Genomic DNA, 15,977 nt, shown 5'->3' with positions numbered 1-15,977 from the left:
TCTATCTCCAGAAGCGATAGATTGGTGCAATGGAACTACGTCACATCCGCTACTCCCTGGCAGTCGCGGAAGACAGACACTTCAGCCGTGCTGCCGCGCGGTTGCACGTTTCACAGTCCGCGTTGAGTGCCCAGATCAGAGACCTCGAAAAGGAACTGGGAGTCGAATTGTTCAACCGCAACAGTCGAAACGTCGGCCTGACTGCTGCCGGGGAGGTTTTCGTCGCCCGCTCCCGTGAGGTGCTCGGCGCCGTGTCGAGACTGGTCAGTGATGTCTCGGCACGGAGCAACGAGCAAGTGCGGCTGACGGTCGGCACCATCACCTCGGCGGGGCGCGTCGACGTCGGTCGTGCGCTGGCAGATCTGACACGCCGCCACCCTGCAATCAACATCACCGCGCGACCGTACGGCAGTGAAGTAGTTATCGAAGGAGTCCGGTCCGGCGCAATCGACGTCGGCATCGTCGGATTGGCCGCAGGTCGCTTACCCAAGAGCTTTGCCGCCGCACCGTTGTGGAGTGAACCCACCGCAGCGTTTGTTGCTCCCGACCATCCCTTTGCCCAGGCCTCGTCGATCAGACTCGAAGACCTACGGGATCACACTCTCGTGGACTTCGCCTCCGGCAGCGAGGCCCGTGTCCAAACCGACCAAGCCTTCGCCGAATCACAGGTCCCACGCGGAAAAACGCTCGAAGCCAACTCGGTGGACCTGATCTGTTCACTGACCGCCAACGGCCTGGGTGTCGGTTTGCTCCCCCAGTCCATGAGCGCCCTACATCCCGAACTGGTCTGTATTCCGATCACCGATGCCCCGCATCGGATCGTCCACGCAATTACCGAACCCACCCATTCGTCGGCGCTGGCCCGTGAATTCGTCGAACTACTCGCGGCGCAGTTCGCTACTTGAGCAGTTTCGACATTCGCCTGTCCGCCAACGGCTTACCGCCTGTCTGGCACGTCGCACAGTATTGAAAAGAACGCTCCGCGAACGACACCTCGCGTACGACGTCACCGCACACCGGACAGGGAAGTCCGGTGCGAGCATGTACTCGCATCCCCGAGCGTTTCTCACCTTTGAGCCGCGCCGCGTCCTGACCTTCCGAACGCTCGATCGCGTCGGCCAGCGTGGACCGCATCACGGCATACAGCGTCGAAATCTGCTCCGGCGTCAGCCGCGACGAGGTCGCGAATGGCGATAGTTTCGCGGTGTGGAGGATCTCGTCCGAGTAGGCGTTCCCGATGCCGGCGATCAGCGACTGATCGACTATCGAGTTCTTGATCCGCGCCGACGTCCCGCCCAGAATCTCTGCGAACTCAGCTTCTGTCACAGCCATCGCGTCCGGCCCCAACCGGGCGATGCCCGGAACCTCCTGCGGATCGTTCACCACCCACACGGCGAGGCGCTTCTTGGTGCCGGCTTCGGTGAGATCGAACGCCGGCGTCAACCCTTCAGGTGTGAAGAAATGAACGCGCAGCGCCAACGGCCCCTTCCCCGGCTTCGGCGGCGTTGGCGACGGATTATCGAGCCACCGCATCCAACCGGCACGGGAGAGATGCGTGACCAACCACAACCCGTCGCAATCCAGAGCCAGATGCTTCCCGAAGCGGGCGGCGCCCGTGACGTCACGCCCTTGCAAAGCCGTGATCGGCGGATCGAAGGTCTTGAGCACACTCAATGCAGCGATATCGACGCGTCCCACTACTGCGCCGACCGCGTGCTGACGAAGGAACCCTGCCAGCGCTTCCACCTCGGGTAGTTCAGGCATGGCATCAGACTAACGCCGACCACGGACACTCACCGTGTGCTCAGTCCGTTTCGGTCAGCAGAACCACCGAGTGTCCACCGCGCGCCTTCGCTGCGTACATCGCGCGATCTGCACGTCGCAGCAAAGTGGGATAGGCGATGAGTGCATCGTCCGGCGATTCGAAAGGACCTGCGACCTTCGCGATTCCGACGCTCAGGGCGACCTCGGAATGGTCGGGAGCAGCGACCGTTGATCGCTGAAGTTCTTGTTCGAGTCGATCGACCGAGCGTTGATCGCCCGAATCGACGATGATGAACTCGTCGCCGCCGATCCGTGCGATCAAGGCCGCCGGGCCGGCGCATTCGACCAGTCTCGATCCGACCTTCTCGATCACAGCGTCCCCGACTGTGTGCCCGTACTCGTCGTTGATGGTCTTGAATCGATCGATGTCGACAGCGGCGACAACGACAAGCGCCGAATTCGCGTACGACCGCTCCAGTAGCAGTCGCACCTCGTCGGCCAGTCCCCTCCTGTTGAGTAGTCCGGTGAGCGGGTCCAACTGCGAATTCAACGCATCGGTGCCGAGAATGGAGAAGATGAACTGACAGGCAAAGGGGATCACGTAGATCGCGGCGCCGACGAGAACTGTCAAAGCGACCAGAACCGGAACATCCGAATAGTTCTCGACAACGGAAATGCGCGTCACAATGCCGATGACTACGACGAATACCCACAGCATGTGCAGGCTCTGTATTCGAGCATTGTGGAAGAACGCGATGTATCCACCGATCACCGAGAACATCACGGCATGGGCCAGTGCCGCAAGTGGATTGGAATACAACAGCATTGCGGCCGCTATTCCCACTTCCGAATAGAGCACAAAGGCGTATGACCAGGAACGGGAGAGGTTGCGCCTCGTCGAGAGGGCGACGGCCATCATCACGGTTATGACGATGATGACTGCGTTCGCGGTGCGCGCGTGCGGAGTGGTCGGTCCCTGTGGACTGAAGCGAGTCAAGAACATGATCACCGTGACCAGCACCAACGAGCAGACGACAAGAAACCGCGAGGCGACGGTCAACCCTTTGTCCGCGAGATAGCGATTGAAGGTGTCGAATTGGTCCGGACGCCGATACCAATCGACAAGTTGAGAAGAGATCAGCCGGAATGCGGGACCGGAGAGCGGCCGTTGAGACGCGACGGCGTCCGAACGCTCCACACCCTCGGCAGATTCCATAGGGTCAGGGTAATCCAGTCAACTCCCCGCAATCAGACAATTCTCACTGTTTGCCGTCCCACATCACAACTCGATCGCCGCCGGCGGCCTTCGCGCGGTACATCGAGGCGTCTGCTACTCGAAACAGTTCCGTCAACTCCTCGTCGGAAATGATCGAAGACCATTCGGCAGAGGTGATCGCGACTCCGACGCTGGTCGTCACCGCCGGATCACGATCGTCGATTCGCAGGTGCCTTCGCAGATTGTCCTCGAATGCGGGCGCTGCACCGACGTCGATCGTGTCCACCAAGACGAACTCGTCCCCACCGAATCTGGCGAAGAGCGCCTTCTCACCGCCGCACCACCGCAGTCGATCAGCAATCTCACGAAGTACGAGATCGCCTTCTTCGTGCCCCCGCGAGTCGTTGACGCTCTTGAACGAATCGACATCGACGATCGCAACGACATACGACGACTTGCTCGACGCATGCCCCGTTGCCCCCATTTCGACAACAGCTCGCTGCAGCCCGCGCCGATTCAGAAGGCCGGTCAACGGATCCACATCCGAACTGTCCGCGTCGGAGCCGAGAAGTGAGAGGACGAACTGGCAGGCGAACGGGATGACCACGATCCCGGTGGCGATGATCAGACACAGTGCGGTGGCCAACGCAGGATCCGCGTAGACCGCGACCTTTCGTCCGACCACTGCCAGAACCACGATGGACAGGGCGATGTGAATCGCCTGGAGTCTCGCGTTGTGAAAATACGCGATGTACCCACCGATCAGTATCAAGAGCACGCACTGGATCAACCCGATGAAGGGGTCGCTGTTCAAGAACACACCGACAAATACGCCGACCTCGCAGTAGGCGACAAAAAAGTACGACCACCGACGCGTGATTTCGGGCAGAAGGCAGAAGAGCACGATCACCGCGACCGTGACTCCGATGATGACGGCGTTGACGACGCTGGTGACGTGGTTGTGCACGCCCGCGTCGCTGAAGCGCAGCAGAGTCATCGCAACGATGACCGTCGTCAGGGAACCGATGACCAGCAATCGGACGGCTAGCTCCAGGCCCTTCGTGGCGAGGTATCGATTGAAACTGTCGAATTGATCAGGACGCCGATACCACTGAACGAGAAGATCGAAAGCCGACTTCACAGCTGATTTTTCACGGCCACGCGGAGCGGGCAGAATCGACTGCAGTCGGTCCTGCCCGAACGATGTCATGCGCAGATCATAGGTGCGCAGACCGTCGTTCGGGATCAAGAGCGCAGGATCGAGGCCGCAAATCCGCGGTCGGTGTCAGCGCCGAACGAGGTACGTGTCCATGATCCAACCGTGCTTCTCGCGCAGCTCCGCCCGGCGCGCGACGATCCGATCTTCGACGTCGCGCAGGTTGCCGGAAATCAACTCCTCGTCCGCGGTTCCGAGGTATGCCCCCCACCAGATTTCGGCATGGTCTTCGGCCACCTGAGTGAAGGTGCAATGCGCGTCGAGCATGACGACGGCGTTGTCCACGCCGTCGGGTAATCCCTCGGCCAGTTTGCGGCCGGTCGTGATGTGGATGGGTTCGCCGATTCGGTTGAGGACGATTCGGTGCTGTGCGGCCAACGACTGCACGCTGGTGATTCCCGGGATGACGGAGTAGTCGAACGTCGCTCTCGCGCGAGCGAGCACCCGCTCGACGATCCGCAGAGTGCTGTCGTAGAGGGAGGGGTCACCCCAGACGAGAATCGCTCCGACGCCAGGTTCGGCCGCGAATTCCGCTTCGAATTTCGCGGCCCGACGCTCGTGCCAGTCCTCGACAACCCCCTCGTAATCGGTCGGGGTTCGGTCCCGCGGCGGGTCCGTGATCTCGACCACCTTGTAGTCGAGGTGAACGTGCTCGTCGAGGATGCCGGTTCGCAAGTCGACCAGAGCCTGCTTCTCGTCACCCTTTCCGATGATGAAGAACGTATCGGCCCTGTTCATAGCCTTGATCGCCTGAACCGTCACCTGGTCGGGATCACCCGCACCGATACCGATCACCAAGAGTTCGCGCATGTGCCGAGGCTATATTGCCGTGCGCCTTTATTAACCGCGGGAGGTTAATAAAGGCGCACGGCAAGGCAGGCCCTAGACTGATTCCCGTGACTGTCTCCACTGCTTACGAAGACCTCCTCCGGCTCGTCATGGAGACGGGTACCGCCAAATCCGATCGAACCGGAACCGGCACCCGCAGCATCTTCGGTCACCAGATGCGTTTCGATCTTGCCGACGGCTTTCCGCTCGTCACCACCAAGAAGGTCCACCTCAAGTCGATCGTCAACGAGCTCCTGTGGTTCCTGCGCGGCGACTCCAATGTGGCGTGGCTGCACGAGCACGGCGTCTCCATCTGGGACGAGTGGGCCGACGAGAACGGCGAACTCGGACCCGTCTACGGCGTCCAGTGGCGTAGCTGGCCCACCCCTTCGGGCGAGCACATCGACCAGATCACGCAGACCGTCGAGACTCTGCGCTCCAACCCCGATTCGCGGCGAATCATCGTCTCGGCGTGGAACGTCGCCGACATTCCGCAGATGGCGCTGGCTCCATGCCACGCGTTCTTCCAGTTCTACGTCGCCGACGGCAAGCTCTCCTGCCAGCTGTACCAGCGCAGCGCCGACATGTTCCTCGGCGTTCCGTTCAACATCGCCAGCTACGCGCTGCTCACCCACATGATGGCCCAGCAGGCCGGACTCGAGGTCGGCGAGTTCGTCTGGACCGGCGGTGACTGCCACATCTACGACAACCACGTCGACCAGGTCACCGAGCAGCTCGGTCGCGAGCCCCTTCCGTTGCCGACCTTGAAGCTGAACAAACGCGACTCCATTTTCGACTACACCTTCGAGGACGTCGAGATCGTCGATTACCAGCACCACCCCGCGATCAAAGCGCCGGTAGCGGTCTGACGATGACCGATCGCACAGTCACCCTCATCTGGGCGCAGGCCCACGACGGCGTCATCGGCGTCGACAACACGATCCCGTGGCGCGTGTCCGAGGACATGGCTTACTTCAAACGCGTCACCATGGGACATCCGGTGATCATGGGACGGCGCACCTGGGACTCCATTCCGCTGAAGTTCCGGCCGTTCAGCGGGCGTCGGAACATCGTCGTCACGCGCGATCCGCAATGGCAAGCCGAAGGCGCCGAGGTAGTCCACAGGCTGGACGACGCCTTGGCGTTGCCGGACGGTGACGTATTTGTCGTCGGAGGCGGGCAAATTTATTCGGCTGCACTGCCATTCGCGACGCATCTCCTGGTGACCGAGGTCGACCTCGACATCGCCGGTGATGCCTTTGCTCCCGAGATCGGCCCCGAATGGAACCTGAAGTCCGACGAGCCCTGGCAGACCTCGGAGAAGAGCGGGCTGCGCTTCCGCTGGCTGGAATACACGCGCTGACCGACTTCCGCCGATAACGAGGCACCTCGCGAGTGAGTCGGTCATACTCCAAGAACGACATTCACCGCTTCCGAGAGGTCTTCGATGGACAAGAAGTCACTGACCGCTCTCGCTCGTCAACAGTTGAAACTGGCGGGCTCGGCGACCAGCGGTCGCAGTTCACAAACCGTCTACGGCGGCCACCAGCGCAGCCTGCGACAGACGGTGATCGCGCTGAGCGCCGGCAAGAGCCTCGCCGAACACGACAGTCCGGGCGAAGCCACACTGTTGGTCCTGAGCGGGAAGCTGAATCTTGTGTGTGGGAGCGACCAGTGGAAAGGATCCACCGGTGATTTCCTCACCGTGCCGGCCGACCGCCACAGCGTCGAAGCGCTCGAAGACGTTGCATTTCTGCTCACCGTCGCTATGAAGGGTTGAAGTCGGTACCGTCTTCCGGGTGAGCGAAACCGTGATCGAAGTGTCCATCGTCGCAGCCCCGTCCGTTCTGTGGCCCGCCCTGCGCGACCCGTCGCTGATTCGTCGTTGGTTCGGCTGGGAGTACGACGGTCTCGACGACGAAATCGCCCAGATCTACTCCACCGCTGAGGCCGATCCCGAGGCACTGACGCTGAAACTCGGAAACGGTGACCGTTTCTCACTTCTCGAACAAGACGGCAAGACGGTCGTCCGCATCGATCGGCCGGCCAAATCTGCCGACGACGACTGGTACGACGACATCACCGAGGGATGGACGACGTTCCTCCAGTTGCTCAGATTCGCAGTGGAGCACCACGGACTCGCTGAGCGAAGAACCATCTATCTCGACGGCCTGCTGCTCCCTGGCGAGAATGCGGCAACCGTCCTCGGGCTCACCGAAATCGGTTTGGAAGCGGGAAGTCGGTACGCGGCGACAATCGCTCCCGGCGACTATTTCGAAGGTGTCGTCGACTACGTCACCGATCACCAATTCGGGTTGACAGTCGAAGATCTCGGTCCTGGTCTACTCTCTGTCGCGACCCAGTCGGTGACTCCGCAGCGGCCAGACGGAGGCATGTCCATCCTGCTGACCACCTACGACCTGAGCGATGACGAGTTCGACGAAATCAAGCATCACTGGTCGTCGTGGTGGGAAGGTCGCCGTCAGGAGGGCTGACGTTCCGCGAGGCGATATGCTTCGACCATGGTCGAAGCATCGGGTCACAGTCCGGCACGCACGTTCGGCGAGTTGCTCGACCGCCTGGGCGATTCCAATGCAGACATACCGACACTCCACCGTCTGCTCGAGGCGGTCCTGGTGGTCGGTTCAGGTCTGGATCTCGACCTGACTCTCCAACGGATCATCACCTCTGCGACAACGGTTCTGGATTGCCGCTACGGCGCCCTGGGGGTTGCGGCGCCGGGGGGCGGGCTCTCGGAATTCGTGTACGAGGGAATCTCCGGGTCCCAACGGGCGACCATGGGGCATTTCCCCGAAGGTCATGGCGTTCTGGGTGTTCTGATGAATCACCCGCAGACTTTGCGTGTGGCGCATCTCGGCGACCATCCCGAATCGGTGGGATTCCCCGCGAATCATCCACCGATGGAGAGTTTCCTCGGGGCGCCGATCATGATGCGAGGAAAGGTGTTCGGAAGCATCTACCTGACTGAGAAGCGCGGAAAAGCCGAGTTCACCCAAGAAGACGAGGTCATTCTTGAGGCCCTCGCCATCGCAGCCGGCATCGCTGTGGAAAACGCACGGCTGTTCGAGCAGTCACGAACTCGTGAAAGATGGCTCACCGCAACATCTGCCATTCGCTCGCGGTTGCTGGCCGGTGACTCGCTCGAGGACGGCCTGCAACTTCTTGCCAGTCGCGTTCGGGACCTGACCGGCGTCGACGACGTGATCGTGGTGATCTGCGAGAACGGATACGCACAGGTTCACGCTGCGGCCAGCGCCCGAACCACGTCACGTGGAGTCAGAATTCCAGCGACGACCTATCCGTTCGACGTGGTGCGGAGCACTCGAAAGCTACAGGTACTCACCACTTTAGGTGCACTCACCGAACTGGTGCCGTCGGCCGGAAGTGCGGTCGTGGCACCGATGTGCGTCGCCTCAGGTGTAGTCGGCGCGGTCATCGTGGCGTCGAACTCGACCAACACGCACTGGGATCACGACGAACTGACCCGAATCGAGTCGATGGCCGAACTCGGCTCCGTTGCAATCGAGTTCGACGAGAAACAAAAGGCGCAACGCCTGTTGTCGGTTCTCGCGGACCGCGACCGCATCGCACGAGACCTGCACGACAACGTCATCCAGCGACTGTTCGCGAGCGGAATGAGCCTGCAGAGCACGCTTCCGGACGAGACCCTCCCGGAGTCGGCGCGCGCGATTGTCAAACGATCCCTCGAACAGCTCGACAAGACAGTCCGCGAGATTCGGACAACCATCTTCGATCTGCAGACTCCCACAGCCACCGATTCGTCGAGCCTGCGCCGACGCCTCCTCGATGTCATCGGCGACGCCACCGCACAGTCCGCCGTGACCCCGAGCGTCCAATTCTCCGGCGCCATCGACACTCTGGTGAATCCCGGGATCCACCAGCACGCCGAAGCTGTGCTGCGTGAGGGGCTGAGCAACGTCCTTCGGCATGCACACGCACACCACATCACCATCGCAGTCACCGCGGACGTCGAATTTGCGATCACGATCGAAGACGACGGCGTCGGACTCCCCTCCGACTTCCACAAGAGTGGACTTCACAATCTCGAGCGCCGTGCCGAACATTGCGGCGGTACGTGCACGATCGTCAACCACGATCCGAGCGGTGCACGCCTGCTCTGGCGAGTACCGCTCGGGCGCACCAACTCGAATCGACCGAAGTCCGGTCGGTAGACCTATCGACTGCCGCTGCGGATTTCGGTGGCCAGCACCGCAGCCTGAGTACGACGCTGCATGCCCAGCTTCGAGAGCAGACGCGTCACGTAGTTCTTGACTGTCTTCTCCGCGAGGAACAATCGCGCGCCGATCTCCCGGTTGGTGAGTCCCTCTCCGATGAGGTCGAAGACTGCTCGCTCCTGATCGGAAAGTTCGGCCAACGGATCAGCGGTGCGGTCGCTACGGATCCGCTGCATCAGCGCCTCCGTCGCCCGACTGTCGAGCAGTGAACCGCCGCGCCCGACTGTGCGGACCGCAGCGACCAGATCGGTTCCGAGAATCTGTTTGAGGACAAATCCCGAAGCGCCCGCCATGATCGCGTCGAGTAGTGCCTCGTCGTCCGCGTACGACGTGAGCATCAGGCAGCGCAGGTTGGGCAGCATCGAGCGCAGTTCGCGGCACAGTTCGACGCCGTTGCCGTCCGGCAGCCGTACGTCCAGAACCGCGACGTCGGCATTACTCTGCGGTACCGCAGCCAATGCTTCTCCCACGGATGCGGCCTCACCCACCACCACGAAGTCTTCGACCCCGCCGAGTAGGTCGAACAATCCGCGTCTGACGATCTCGTGATCGTCGACCAGGAATATCCGCGTTGTCATCGAACCCCTCCAAAAGACATCTCACGTCGAACGGTACCGGAGATGGTGGACTCAAAAGTCATTGAATGCATTCTCTTCACTTGTTGACGTGCCGGACGATGAGAACCGGGCAATCCGCAGTATGGAGCAGTGCCCGACTGGTCGATCCGAGGAGCATTCCCGCGAATCCGCCGCGCCCACGGCTGCCGACGACGATCAATTGCGCCGTCTCCGCGTATTCGCTCAGCACTCGGACCGGACGGTCACGCGCGACGACTCTCTCGACGACGACGTCCGGGTAGCGCTCGGTGAAACCAGCCAATTGCTCGGCAAGGACAACTTCCTCACCTGTCTGGATGCTGCTCCACAGTGGATCGTCGGGGGTGGCGCCCAGGGAGGGCTGCACGCTCACATCGCTCCACACGTTGACGGCGATCAATGTTGCACCCCGAGCGGATGCCTGTTCGAAAGCATGCTCGACTGCCTCGATGCTGCTTTCGGATCCATCGACACCGACGACGACAGGACCTTCGGTCGGCGGTCGACCATCAAGCGTCCGGCCCCGGACTACCGCCACCGGAGATTCGCCGTGCGAGACCACCGACACCGTCGCGGAACCGACGACCAATCCGGTGAATTCACCATGCCCGCGGGGCCCGAGCGCAATGATGTACGCGCCCTTGGACAATTCGATCAGGCGATCGGAGACGCTGCCGTCGAGTAGTTCGGTGACGATCTCGAGGTCGTCGTCGATGCTTTGCCGCGCGAGGATCTGCGCGCTGTCCAGACGAGCGGTGGCAGTGCGGCGAAGTTCGTCCTTGAAGCTCTCGGCGAGGTACGGCTCGGAGTAGTAGAAAGCGGGGATGTGCACCACCGTCGCAATGTGCAGCGGACGACCGAGCGCCACCGCCGTTCGAGCGGCCCAGACGACAGCCGACGACGCCGATTCCGAGCCGTCCACTGCCACGACTACGGGTTTGGTTGCACTCATGTTCGTCCCTCCACGATCGACCAGAGAATCTCTTCGCCCTCACACTATTGCCCAATGACGGCAAAAAGGATTCATCAGCCGACGCGAGTCCCGAATCGGACATTCGGAGTTCGGGTGGACTGCGGCAACGGCCCCGCCAACATCCCTTCCGGGCGTCAACGAGGCCACCGGTGCCGGATTCGCACGCAAATCCTGGCTACTCGATCCACGTTAGGCGAAGAACCCGACCGGTCAGAAGTGAAAAAAGTCCTGTCAACAAGCGCCCAAGATCGGGTTTCGTGCGCAAGAGATCCCGAATCACCCGCTCTGCTGTGCGCCTTTATTAACCGCCGGCGGTTAATAAAGGCGCACGGCAGGGTCAGTCACAAATCTTGCGGAACTTCTCGATCAGCTGAACACGGCCGTTGCGATCGGCCGCCAACGGCGTGACGTTGAGCGTCGTGACGCCGGCTTCGGCGAAGGCTGCGACGCGTTCCTTGACGTAGCTCTCGGGACCGATCAACGACACGGCGCGAACCAACTCGTCCGGGACCGCTGCTGCGGCCTCGTCCTTCTTGCCCGCGAGGTAGAGATCCTGAATCTTCTCGGCGGCCTCTTCGTAGCCGTATCGCACCGCGAGGTCGTTGTAGAAGTTCTTGCCCTTGGCGCCCATACCGCCGATGTAGAGCGCAAGGCTCGGGCGCACCCAGTCGAGCATGTGGTCGACGTCGTCGCCGATGGCCAGGGCCGGCGACGCGTACACCTGAAGCTCGCCGAGGCTCGGATCGCGCTTGGCCTTGCCCTTCGCAATCGGCTCGCCCCATACGCTTGCTGCCTTTTCCGGATGGAAGAAGATGGGTTCCCAGCCTTCGGCGATCTCAGCCGTCAGCTCGACGTTCTTGGGTCCGAGCGAAGCGATCAGGATCGGGATGCGCTCACGCACAGGATGATTGATCAGCTTGAGCGGCTTGCCCAGTCCGGTGCCCTTCTCGGCGGGGAGCGGAACCTGGTAGTACTTGCCCTGGTATTCGACCTTCTCGCGGCGCCACACCTGACGGCAGATCTCGACGACCTCACGCGTGCGTCCCAACGGAGCGTCGTACTTGACGCCGTGGAATCCCTCGATCACCTGCGGTCCGGAAGCACCCAGGCCCATAACGAAGCGACCGTTGGAGACGAAGTCCAGGCCCGCTGCCGTCATGGCGGTCAACGAGGGCGTACGGGTGTAGATCTGGAAGATTCCCGAAGCGAGTTCGATGGTCGACGTCTTGGCCGCCAGGTAACCGAGCTGGCTGACCGCGTCGAAGGAATACGCTTCCGGAACGAAGGCGATGTCCAGGCCCGCCTTCTCCAGGTCACCGACCTCTTCGACGGTTTCGGCGAACCCGCCGCTGTAGTTCAAACCCATACCGATACGCACGTTGTAACCCCAATCCAGACGATTGCCGCCGTGTGCGACGCGCACACAGCCTTGGTACTCCCATCGAACACCTAACTCACATCGAACACTACGGAACATGAGTCCGCATTCATGTGACTACCCCGTTCGTATTCGATGACCGAAACGAACGGGGTAGCGGGAGAACTTGGAGAGGTCAGGATTCTTCGGGGCGAACCACCATGACGGGGCACTTGGCCGAAGCGATCAGAGTATTGCTGGTCGAGCCGAGGAGCATGCCACGGAATCCACCACGGCCACGGCTGCCGACTACAACAAGCTGCGCCTTTGCCGACCAGTCGAGCAGCCGTCCTCGTGGGTTGTCGAGGTATACCTCGCGCCGGACCTTCACGTCCGGGTACTGCTCGGACCAACCGGCCAAGCTCTCGCTGAGTACTGCGTGCTCTTCCTCTTCAAGAGACTGCGGGGCAAGCGCAGCTGCCCTCGGGTCTTCGAATGCCGCGCTGCCGAGGTCACTCCACACGTGCAGCGCCACCAACTCGGCGCCGCGGAACGCTGCTTCCTCGAATGCCGCGCCCACTGCTTGCGCGCTGAGCGCACTGCCGTCGACGCCGACCACGACGGGTCCCTCCGAAGGCACTGCGCCGTCGCGGTCCCGCACGACGATGACCGGGCACTTGCCGTGACTGGCAACACCGACCGCTGTATTGCCGAGAACTGCCGTCGCCGCCTTGCCTGAAGCGGACGCTCCGACAACGACCCGCCTGGCCTGCGCCGAACTCTCGATCAACCACTGAGTTGCGCTGCCGATGGCGATTTCGGTGTGAACTTCGAGTTTCGGATCGATCTCACGGGCGAATTGTTCCGCCTCTGCCAAGATCGCTTTTCCCGCCTCTTCGACCCATTCGTACACCCCACCCGCGTCGACGTACGGTCCGCCGAAACCGTAAGGCGCGAAGTCGAGAGCGTGGATGATGTCGAGTCGCAATTCGCGCTGGGCGGCGATTTTCGCGGCCTCGCGGAGCGCAGTGGACGCAGTGTCCGAACCCTCGACTCCGACAACAACACTGTTATGTTCGCGTGAACTCATGTGCCCACCTTCCTGAAGAAGTAACCGAGCCACTTTCACTCTAACCATCCCACTTGTCCGGCTTTTTTGGGGTCGCCCCCTCTTCATTTCGGGGACTTAGGTCCCCGAAACTGTTGACGGATAGGAGAATTAGCAGAGCAATCAGGACCAGGTGTGAACGGGATCTCCCGCCCGCATGTTCTCGACGTAACCGCGGAGCATTCCGGTGAGCGCAGTCGAGCGGTCCGCGCCCGAGGCCTCCGCGCGCGCCACGTGCTCTCGTTGCCAAGCGGCACCGGTCTGCCGATTCAGGCACCGCCCCTCGATGACGCCGAGATACCGATCGCGGGCCGCGGCGGACAATCCGAAGTCCGCCAAACCCTCGTCCGCCAACGGCAGCAGCCTTCGCAGGACCAACTCGTCGGCACCGACCCAACCGATCTCCGGCCAGTACAAAGTTGCGTCGAGTCCGTACTTGGCGCCGATGTGCAGGTTCTCTTCTGCCGCATGGAACGACATGTGCGACCACAGTGGCCGCTCCGCGTTCACCAGCGCCCGAACTGTGCCGTAGTAGAAGGCCGCATTGGCCATGATGTCGACGACAGTCGGTCCGGCCGGCAGCACTCGATTCTCGATACGCAAGTGCGGCTTGCCATCCGAGCAGTCGTACACCGGACGATTCCAGCGATAGACCGTGCCGTTGTGCATCTGAAGCTCGCTCAACTCCGGAACCCCGCCCGCCGCGAGCACTTCCAGTGGATCGGTGTCCGACACGTCAGGCAGCAGGGCCGGGAAGTACCGTGAATTCTCTTCGAACAAGTCGAGCACCGAGTGGATCCACCGCTCACCGAACCACACCCGCGGCCGCACACCTTGGTTCTTCAGCTCGAAAGTTCTTGTGTCCGTGGCCTGCTCGAAGATCGGGATGCGCGATTCGTGCCAGAGCGCCTTGCCTGCCAGGAAAGGAGAATTGGCCGCCAACGCCACCTGTACGCCGGCCAGACACTGCGCGGCATTCCAATGCGCGGCAAACTCTTCCGGCGCAACGCGGAGATGCAACTGCATGGACGTACATGCCGCCTCCGGGACTACCGAATTGGTATCGGCCCGAAGAATTTCCACGTCGCTGCCAGGTAGCGCGACACCTTCGACGTCGAGTTCGATGTCCTCGCCTCGAGCGGTGAAAATTTGCTCGTTGAGCAATTCGTAGCGCGGGTTCGCGGTGATCCACTCTCGATCGAGATGCTCGAGTTGCAGAGTCGGCAGCATCCCGATCATCACCATCTCGGCGTCGTGCGCATGGATTCGCGCGTCTGCGACGTCGAGAGAGGCGCGCAGTTTCTTTTCCAATTCGAAAGTTGCATCACCGGTGAGTGGGCCGGGTTCGACGTTCATCTCGACGTTGAACTGTCCGAGCTCGGTTTGGAAAACCGCGGCGTCGTCGATGGATTCGAGCACTTCACGGTTGGACATCGCAGGAGCCATGTCCCCGTTCACCAGGTTGAATTCGATCTCCATGCCCAGCAGCGGCGCCGGCTTGTCGACGGCGTCTCGGAAGTCACCACCGTCGAGCATCTGCTTCATGGCGTCGACGCATGACCGCACTTTCTTGCGAAAGAGCCTACGGTCCGCCCGCGTGAATTCTCGCGCCGTGACTTCTGCACCCATCGCGCATTCCCCCTTCGACGATCAACGTCACTGAAGGCTATCCGGCCGGTGTCACCGACAAACGAGAACTGCGGTGGCACCGGGAAGAATTTCCCGACGCCACCGCAGTTCTCCGAAAGTTTCTCTTACGAGTTGTCTACCCAGGTGACAGCCACGCCGCGAGCCTGCAGCCACGCTGCGGGATCGACCTTTGCGCCGTTCTCGGCAACCTCGAAGTGCAGGTGCGGGCCGGTGGACTGTCCACGGTTACCCACTGTGGCGATCTGCTGGCCCGCATTGACGCGCTGGCCGACGTTGACCTGGTAGTCGTTGACGTGGCCGTAGGTGGTGACCGTGCCGTCGTCGTGCTGCACGCGGACCCAGAGACCGAAACCTGACGCCGGGCCGGCGTCGATGACCTGGCCGTCGGCTGCGGCCAGGATCGGCGTACCGATCGGAGCCGCGATGTCGAGACCGCCGTGGTGTGCTCCCCAGCGCGAACCGAAGGTGGAGGTCAGCGTTCCGGACACCGGCTGCACGGTGCGAGCAGAGGTGCCGGGGTTGATCCCCGAGAGGAACTGCTGTGCCTGCGTGTTGAGATCGGCAGCAAAATCGGGAAGCTCGGGAATGTCGAGTGCGGGAAGTGCCGCCAATTCAGCCGGAACGACAACGCCCTCGGGAAGCAGACCCTGCGGGATTTCGATGCCGGCGATGGTCTGTGTTGCCGGCGCCGCAGCAGCGGTTCCTGCACCCATCTGGCCTGCACCGACGAGGAGTGCACCGGTAGCCGCAGCTACGACACCCGCCTTGACACCGGCACCAGGGCCAGCCGACGGGGTGCGGTGGCGGCCGCTTGCTGCCTCGGGATCGATCTCGAAGACAACATCGTCATTGCCCGTGCGGTGGTGGTTTCCCACAGTGTGTACTCCGTCAGTCGTCGGCGTGCAGCGTCCTTCTGATGAAGCCCGCTCCTCTGTCTGCCGAAGAATGTAACAGTTTGATCAAGGCGGCCGCCACCGTTACCCGATCTTGAC

General features: G+C 61.8%; 16 protein-coding genes. 6 read left to right on the top strand and 10 right to left on the bottom strand.

The genetic code is table 11. The features are described from left to right. The first annotated feature begins 29 nt into the window (after window positions 1-29). Window positions 30-905, top strand: a complete 876-nt coding sequence (locus tag EEB12_RS23195; protein ID WP_141488575.1) for a LysR family transcriptional regulator — start codon at window positions 30-32, stop codon at window positions 903-905. On the opposite strand, the gene EEB12_RS23190 is transcribed toward EEB12_RS23195, so the two are convergent. From EEB12_RS23190 to cobF, 4 genes are all read right to left on the bottom strand, one after another. Continuing rightward, window positions 898-1,764 carry an Fpg/Nei family DNA glycosylase gene (locus EEB12_RS23190; RefSeq protein ID WP_019744780.1) on the bottom strand — a complete coding sequence of 289 codons (867 nt, stop codon included), beginning with the start codon at window positions 1,762-1,764 and terminating at the stop codon, window positions 898-900. The two genes, EEB12_RS23195 and EEB12_RS23190, sit on opposite strands and share 8 nt — an antisense overlap. Before the next feature lie 40 nt (window positions 1,765-1,804). Beyond that, window positions 1,805-2,980 carry a sensor domain-containing diguanylate cyclase gene (locus EEB12_RS23185; RefSeq protein WP_020970372.1) on the bottom strand — a complete coding sequence of 392 codons (1,176 nt, stop codon included), beginning with the start codon at window positions 2,978-2,980 and terminating at the stop codon, window positions 1,805-1,807. 43 nt (window positions 2,981-3,023) lie between these two features. Further along, window positions 3,024-4,190, bottom strand: a complete 1,167-nt coding sequence (locus EEB12_RS23180; RefSeq protein WP_024487188.1) for a GGDEF domain-containing protein — start codon at window positions 4,188-4,190, stop codon at window positions 3,024-3,026. A gap of 75 nt (window positions 4,191-4,265) precedes the next feature. Continuing rightward, the gene (gene cobF, locus EEB12_RS23175) at window positions 4,266-5,006 is read right to left on the bottom strand and encodes a precorrin-6A synthase (deacetylating) (protein WP_141488574.1); all 741 of its coding nucleotides are present in this window, start codon (window positions 5,004-5,006) and stop codon (window positions 4,266-4,268) included. A gap of 86 nt (window positions 5,007-5,092) precedes the next feature. Between cobF and EEB12_RS23170 the strand changes: the two genes are divergently transcribed. The 5 genes from EEB12_RS23170 (at window position 5,093) to EEB12_RS23150 (ending at window position 9,238) form a co-directional block, all read left to right on the top strand. Then, window positions 5,093-5,893, top strand: coding sequence for a thymidylate synthase (locus EEB12_RS23170; RefSeq protein ID WP_021332281.1), 801 nt, complete (start codon window positions 5,093-5,095; stop codon window positions 5,891-5,893). A gap of 2 nt (window positions 5,894-5,895) precedes the next feature. Then, on the top strand, window positions 5,896-6,387 hold the full coding sequence (locus EEB12_RS23165; RefSeq protein WP_019744784.1) for a dihydrofolate reductase: 492 nt from the start codon (window positions 5,896-5,898) through the stop codon (window positions 6,385-6,387). An 84-nt stretch (window positions 6,388-6,471) separates the two neighbouring features. Continuing rightward, window positions 6,472-6,804 (top strand): cupin domain-containing protein, encoded by a 333-nt coding sequence (locus EEB12_RS23160; RefSeq protein WP_003946336.1) that lies wholly within the window; start codon window positions 6,472-6,474, stop codon window positions 6,802-6,804. Between the two features lie 19 nt (window positions 6,805-6,823). After that, window positions 6,824-7,519 (top strand): hypothetical protein, encoded by a 696-nt coding sequence (locus EEB12_RS23155; protein WP_019744785.1) that lies wholly within the window; start codon window positions 6,824-6,826, stop codon window positions 7,517-7,519. A 27-nt stretch (window positions 7,520-7,546) separates the two neighbouring features. Next, window positions 7,547-9,238, top strand: coding sequence for a GAF domain-containing protein (locus EEB12_RS23150; RefSeq protein WP_021332279.1), 1,692 nt, complete (start codon window positions 7,547-7,549; stop codon window positions 9,236-9,238). Window positions 9,239-9,240: 2 nt separating this feature from the next. Here EEB12_RS23150 and EEB12_RS23145 read toward each other — a convergent pair whose 3' ends face one another. The 6 genes from EEB12_RS23145 to EEB12_RS23120 form a co-directional block, all read right to left on the bottom strand. Further along, a complete protein-coding gene (locus EEB12_RS23145; RefSeq protein WP_019744786.1) occupies window positions 9,241-9,879 on the bottom strand; it encodes a response regulator in 639 nt (212 codons plus the stop codon). Between the two features lie 76 nt (window positions 9,880-9,955). Then, window positions 9,956-10,849 carry a universal stress protein gene (locus EEB12_RS23140; RefSeq protein ID WP_003946389.1) on the bottom strand — a complete coding sequence of 298 codons (894 nt, stop codon included), beginning with the start codon at window positions 10,847-10,849 and terminating at the stop codon, window positions 9,956-9,958. A 358-nt stretch (window positions 10,850-11,207) separates the two neighbouring features. Continuing rightward, complete coding sequence (locus EEB12_RS23135) at window positions 11,208-12,248, bottom strand: LLM class F420-dependent oxidoreductase (protein WP_007727670.1); 1,041 nt, start codon at window positions 12,246-12,248, stop codon at window positions 11,208-11,210. 175 nt (window positions 12,249-12,423) lie between these two features. Beyond that, window positions 12,424-13,317 carry a universal stress protein gene (locus tag EEB12_RS23130; RefSeq protein WP_020970378.1) on the bottom strand — a complete coding sequence of 298 codons (894 nt, stop codon included), beginning with the start codon at window positions 13,315-13,317 and terminating at the stop codon, window positions 12,424-12,426. Window positions 13,318-13,458: 141 nt separating this feature from the next. After that, on the bottom strand, window positions 13,459-14,964 hold the full coding sequence (locus EEB12_RS23125; protein ID WP_080909156.1) for a glutamate-cysteine ligase family protein: 1,506 nt from the start codon (window positions 14,962-14,964) through the stop codon (window positions 13,459-13,461). 125 nt (window positions 14,965-15,089) lie between these two features. Then, window positions 15,090-15,860: a M23 family metallopeptidase gene (locus EEB12_RS23120; RefSeq protein ID WP_080909155.1), complete on the bottom strand. Its 771-nt coding sequence runs from the start codon at window positions 15,858-15,860 to the stop codon at window positions 15,090-15,092. Window positions 15,861-15,977: the final 117 nt, after the last annotated feature.

It is taken from the genome of Rhodococcus sp. WS1 (assembly GCF_003797745.1).
In the GTDB taxonomy this organism is placed as follows: domain Bacteria; phylum Actinomycetota; class Actinomycetes; order Mycobacteriales; family Mycobacteriaceae; genus Rhodococcus_F; species Rhodococcus_F erythropolis.
Note: the sequence above shows the minus strand (reverse complement) of the source record. Positions and strands in the feature narration are given on the sequence as shown.

Excerpts from the sequence above, each read along its gene's own strand:
- EEB12_RS23195 (WP_141488575.1), top strand. The coding sequence starts at position 30 with ATGGAACTACGTCACATCCGCTACTCCCTGGCAGTCGCGGAAGACAGA.
- EEB12_RS23185 (WP_020970372.1), bottom strand. The coding sequence starts at position 2,980 with ATGGAATCTGCCGAGGGTGTGGAGCGTTCGGACGCCGTCGCGTCTCAA.
- EEB12_RS23145 (WP_019744786.1), bottom strand. The coding sequence starts at position 9,879 with ATGACAACGCGGATATTCCTGGTCGACGATCACGAGATCGTCAGACGC.
- EEB12_RS23165 (WP_019744784.1), top strand. The coding sequence starts at position 5,896 with ATGACCGATCGCACAGTCACCCTCATCTGGGCGCAGGCCCACGACGGC.
- EEB12_RS23190 (WP_019744780.1), bottom strand. The coding sequence starts at position 1,764 with ATGCCTGAACTACCCGAGGTGGAAGCGCTGGCAGGGTTCCTTCGTCAG.
- EEB12_RS23140 (WP_003946389.1), bottom strand. The coding sequence starts at position 10,849 with ATGAGTGCAACCAAACCCGTAGTCGTGGCAGTGGACGGCTCGGAATCG.
- EEB12_RS23160 (WP_003946336.1), top strand. The coding sequence starts at position 6,472 with ATGGACAAGAAGTCACTGACCGCTCTCGCTCGTCAACAGTTGAAACTG.
- EEB12_RS23150 (WP_021332279.1), top strand. The coding sequence starts at position 7,547 with ATGGTCGAAGCATCGGGTCACAGTCCGGCACGCACGTTCGGCGAGTTG.
- EEB12_RS23130 (WP_020970378.1), bottom strand. The coding sequence starts at position 13,317 with ATGAGTTCACGCGAACATAACAGTGTTGTTGTCGGAGTCGAGGGTTCG.
- EEB12_RS23180 (WP_024487188.1), bottom strand. The coding sequence starts at position 4,190 with ATGACATCGTTCGGGCAGGACCGACTGCAGTCGATTCTGCCCGCTCCG.
- cobF (WP_141488574.1), bottom strand. The coding sequence starts at position 5,006 with ATGCGCGAACTCTTGGTGATCGGTATCGGTGCGGGTGATCCCGACCAG.
- EEB12_RS23125 (WP_080909156.1), bottom strand. The coding sequence starts at position 14,964 with ATGGGTGCAGAAGTCACGGCGCGAGAATTCACGCGGGCGGACCGTAGG.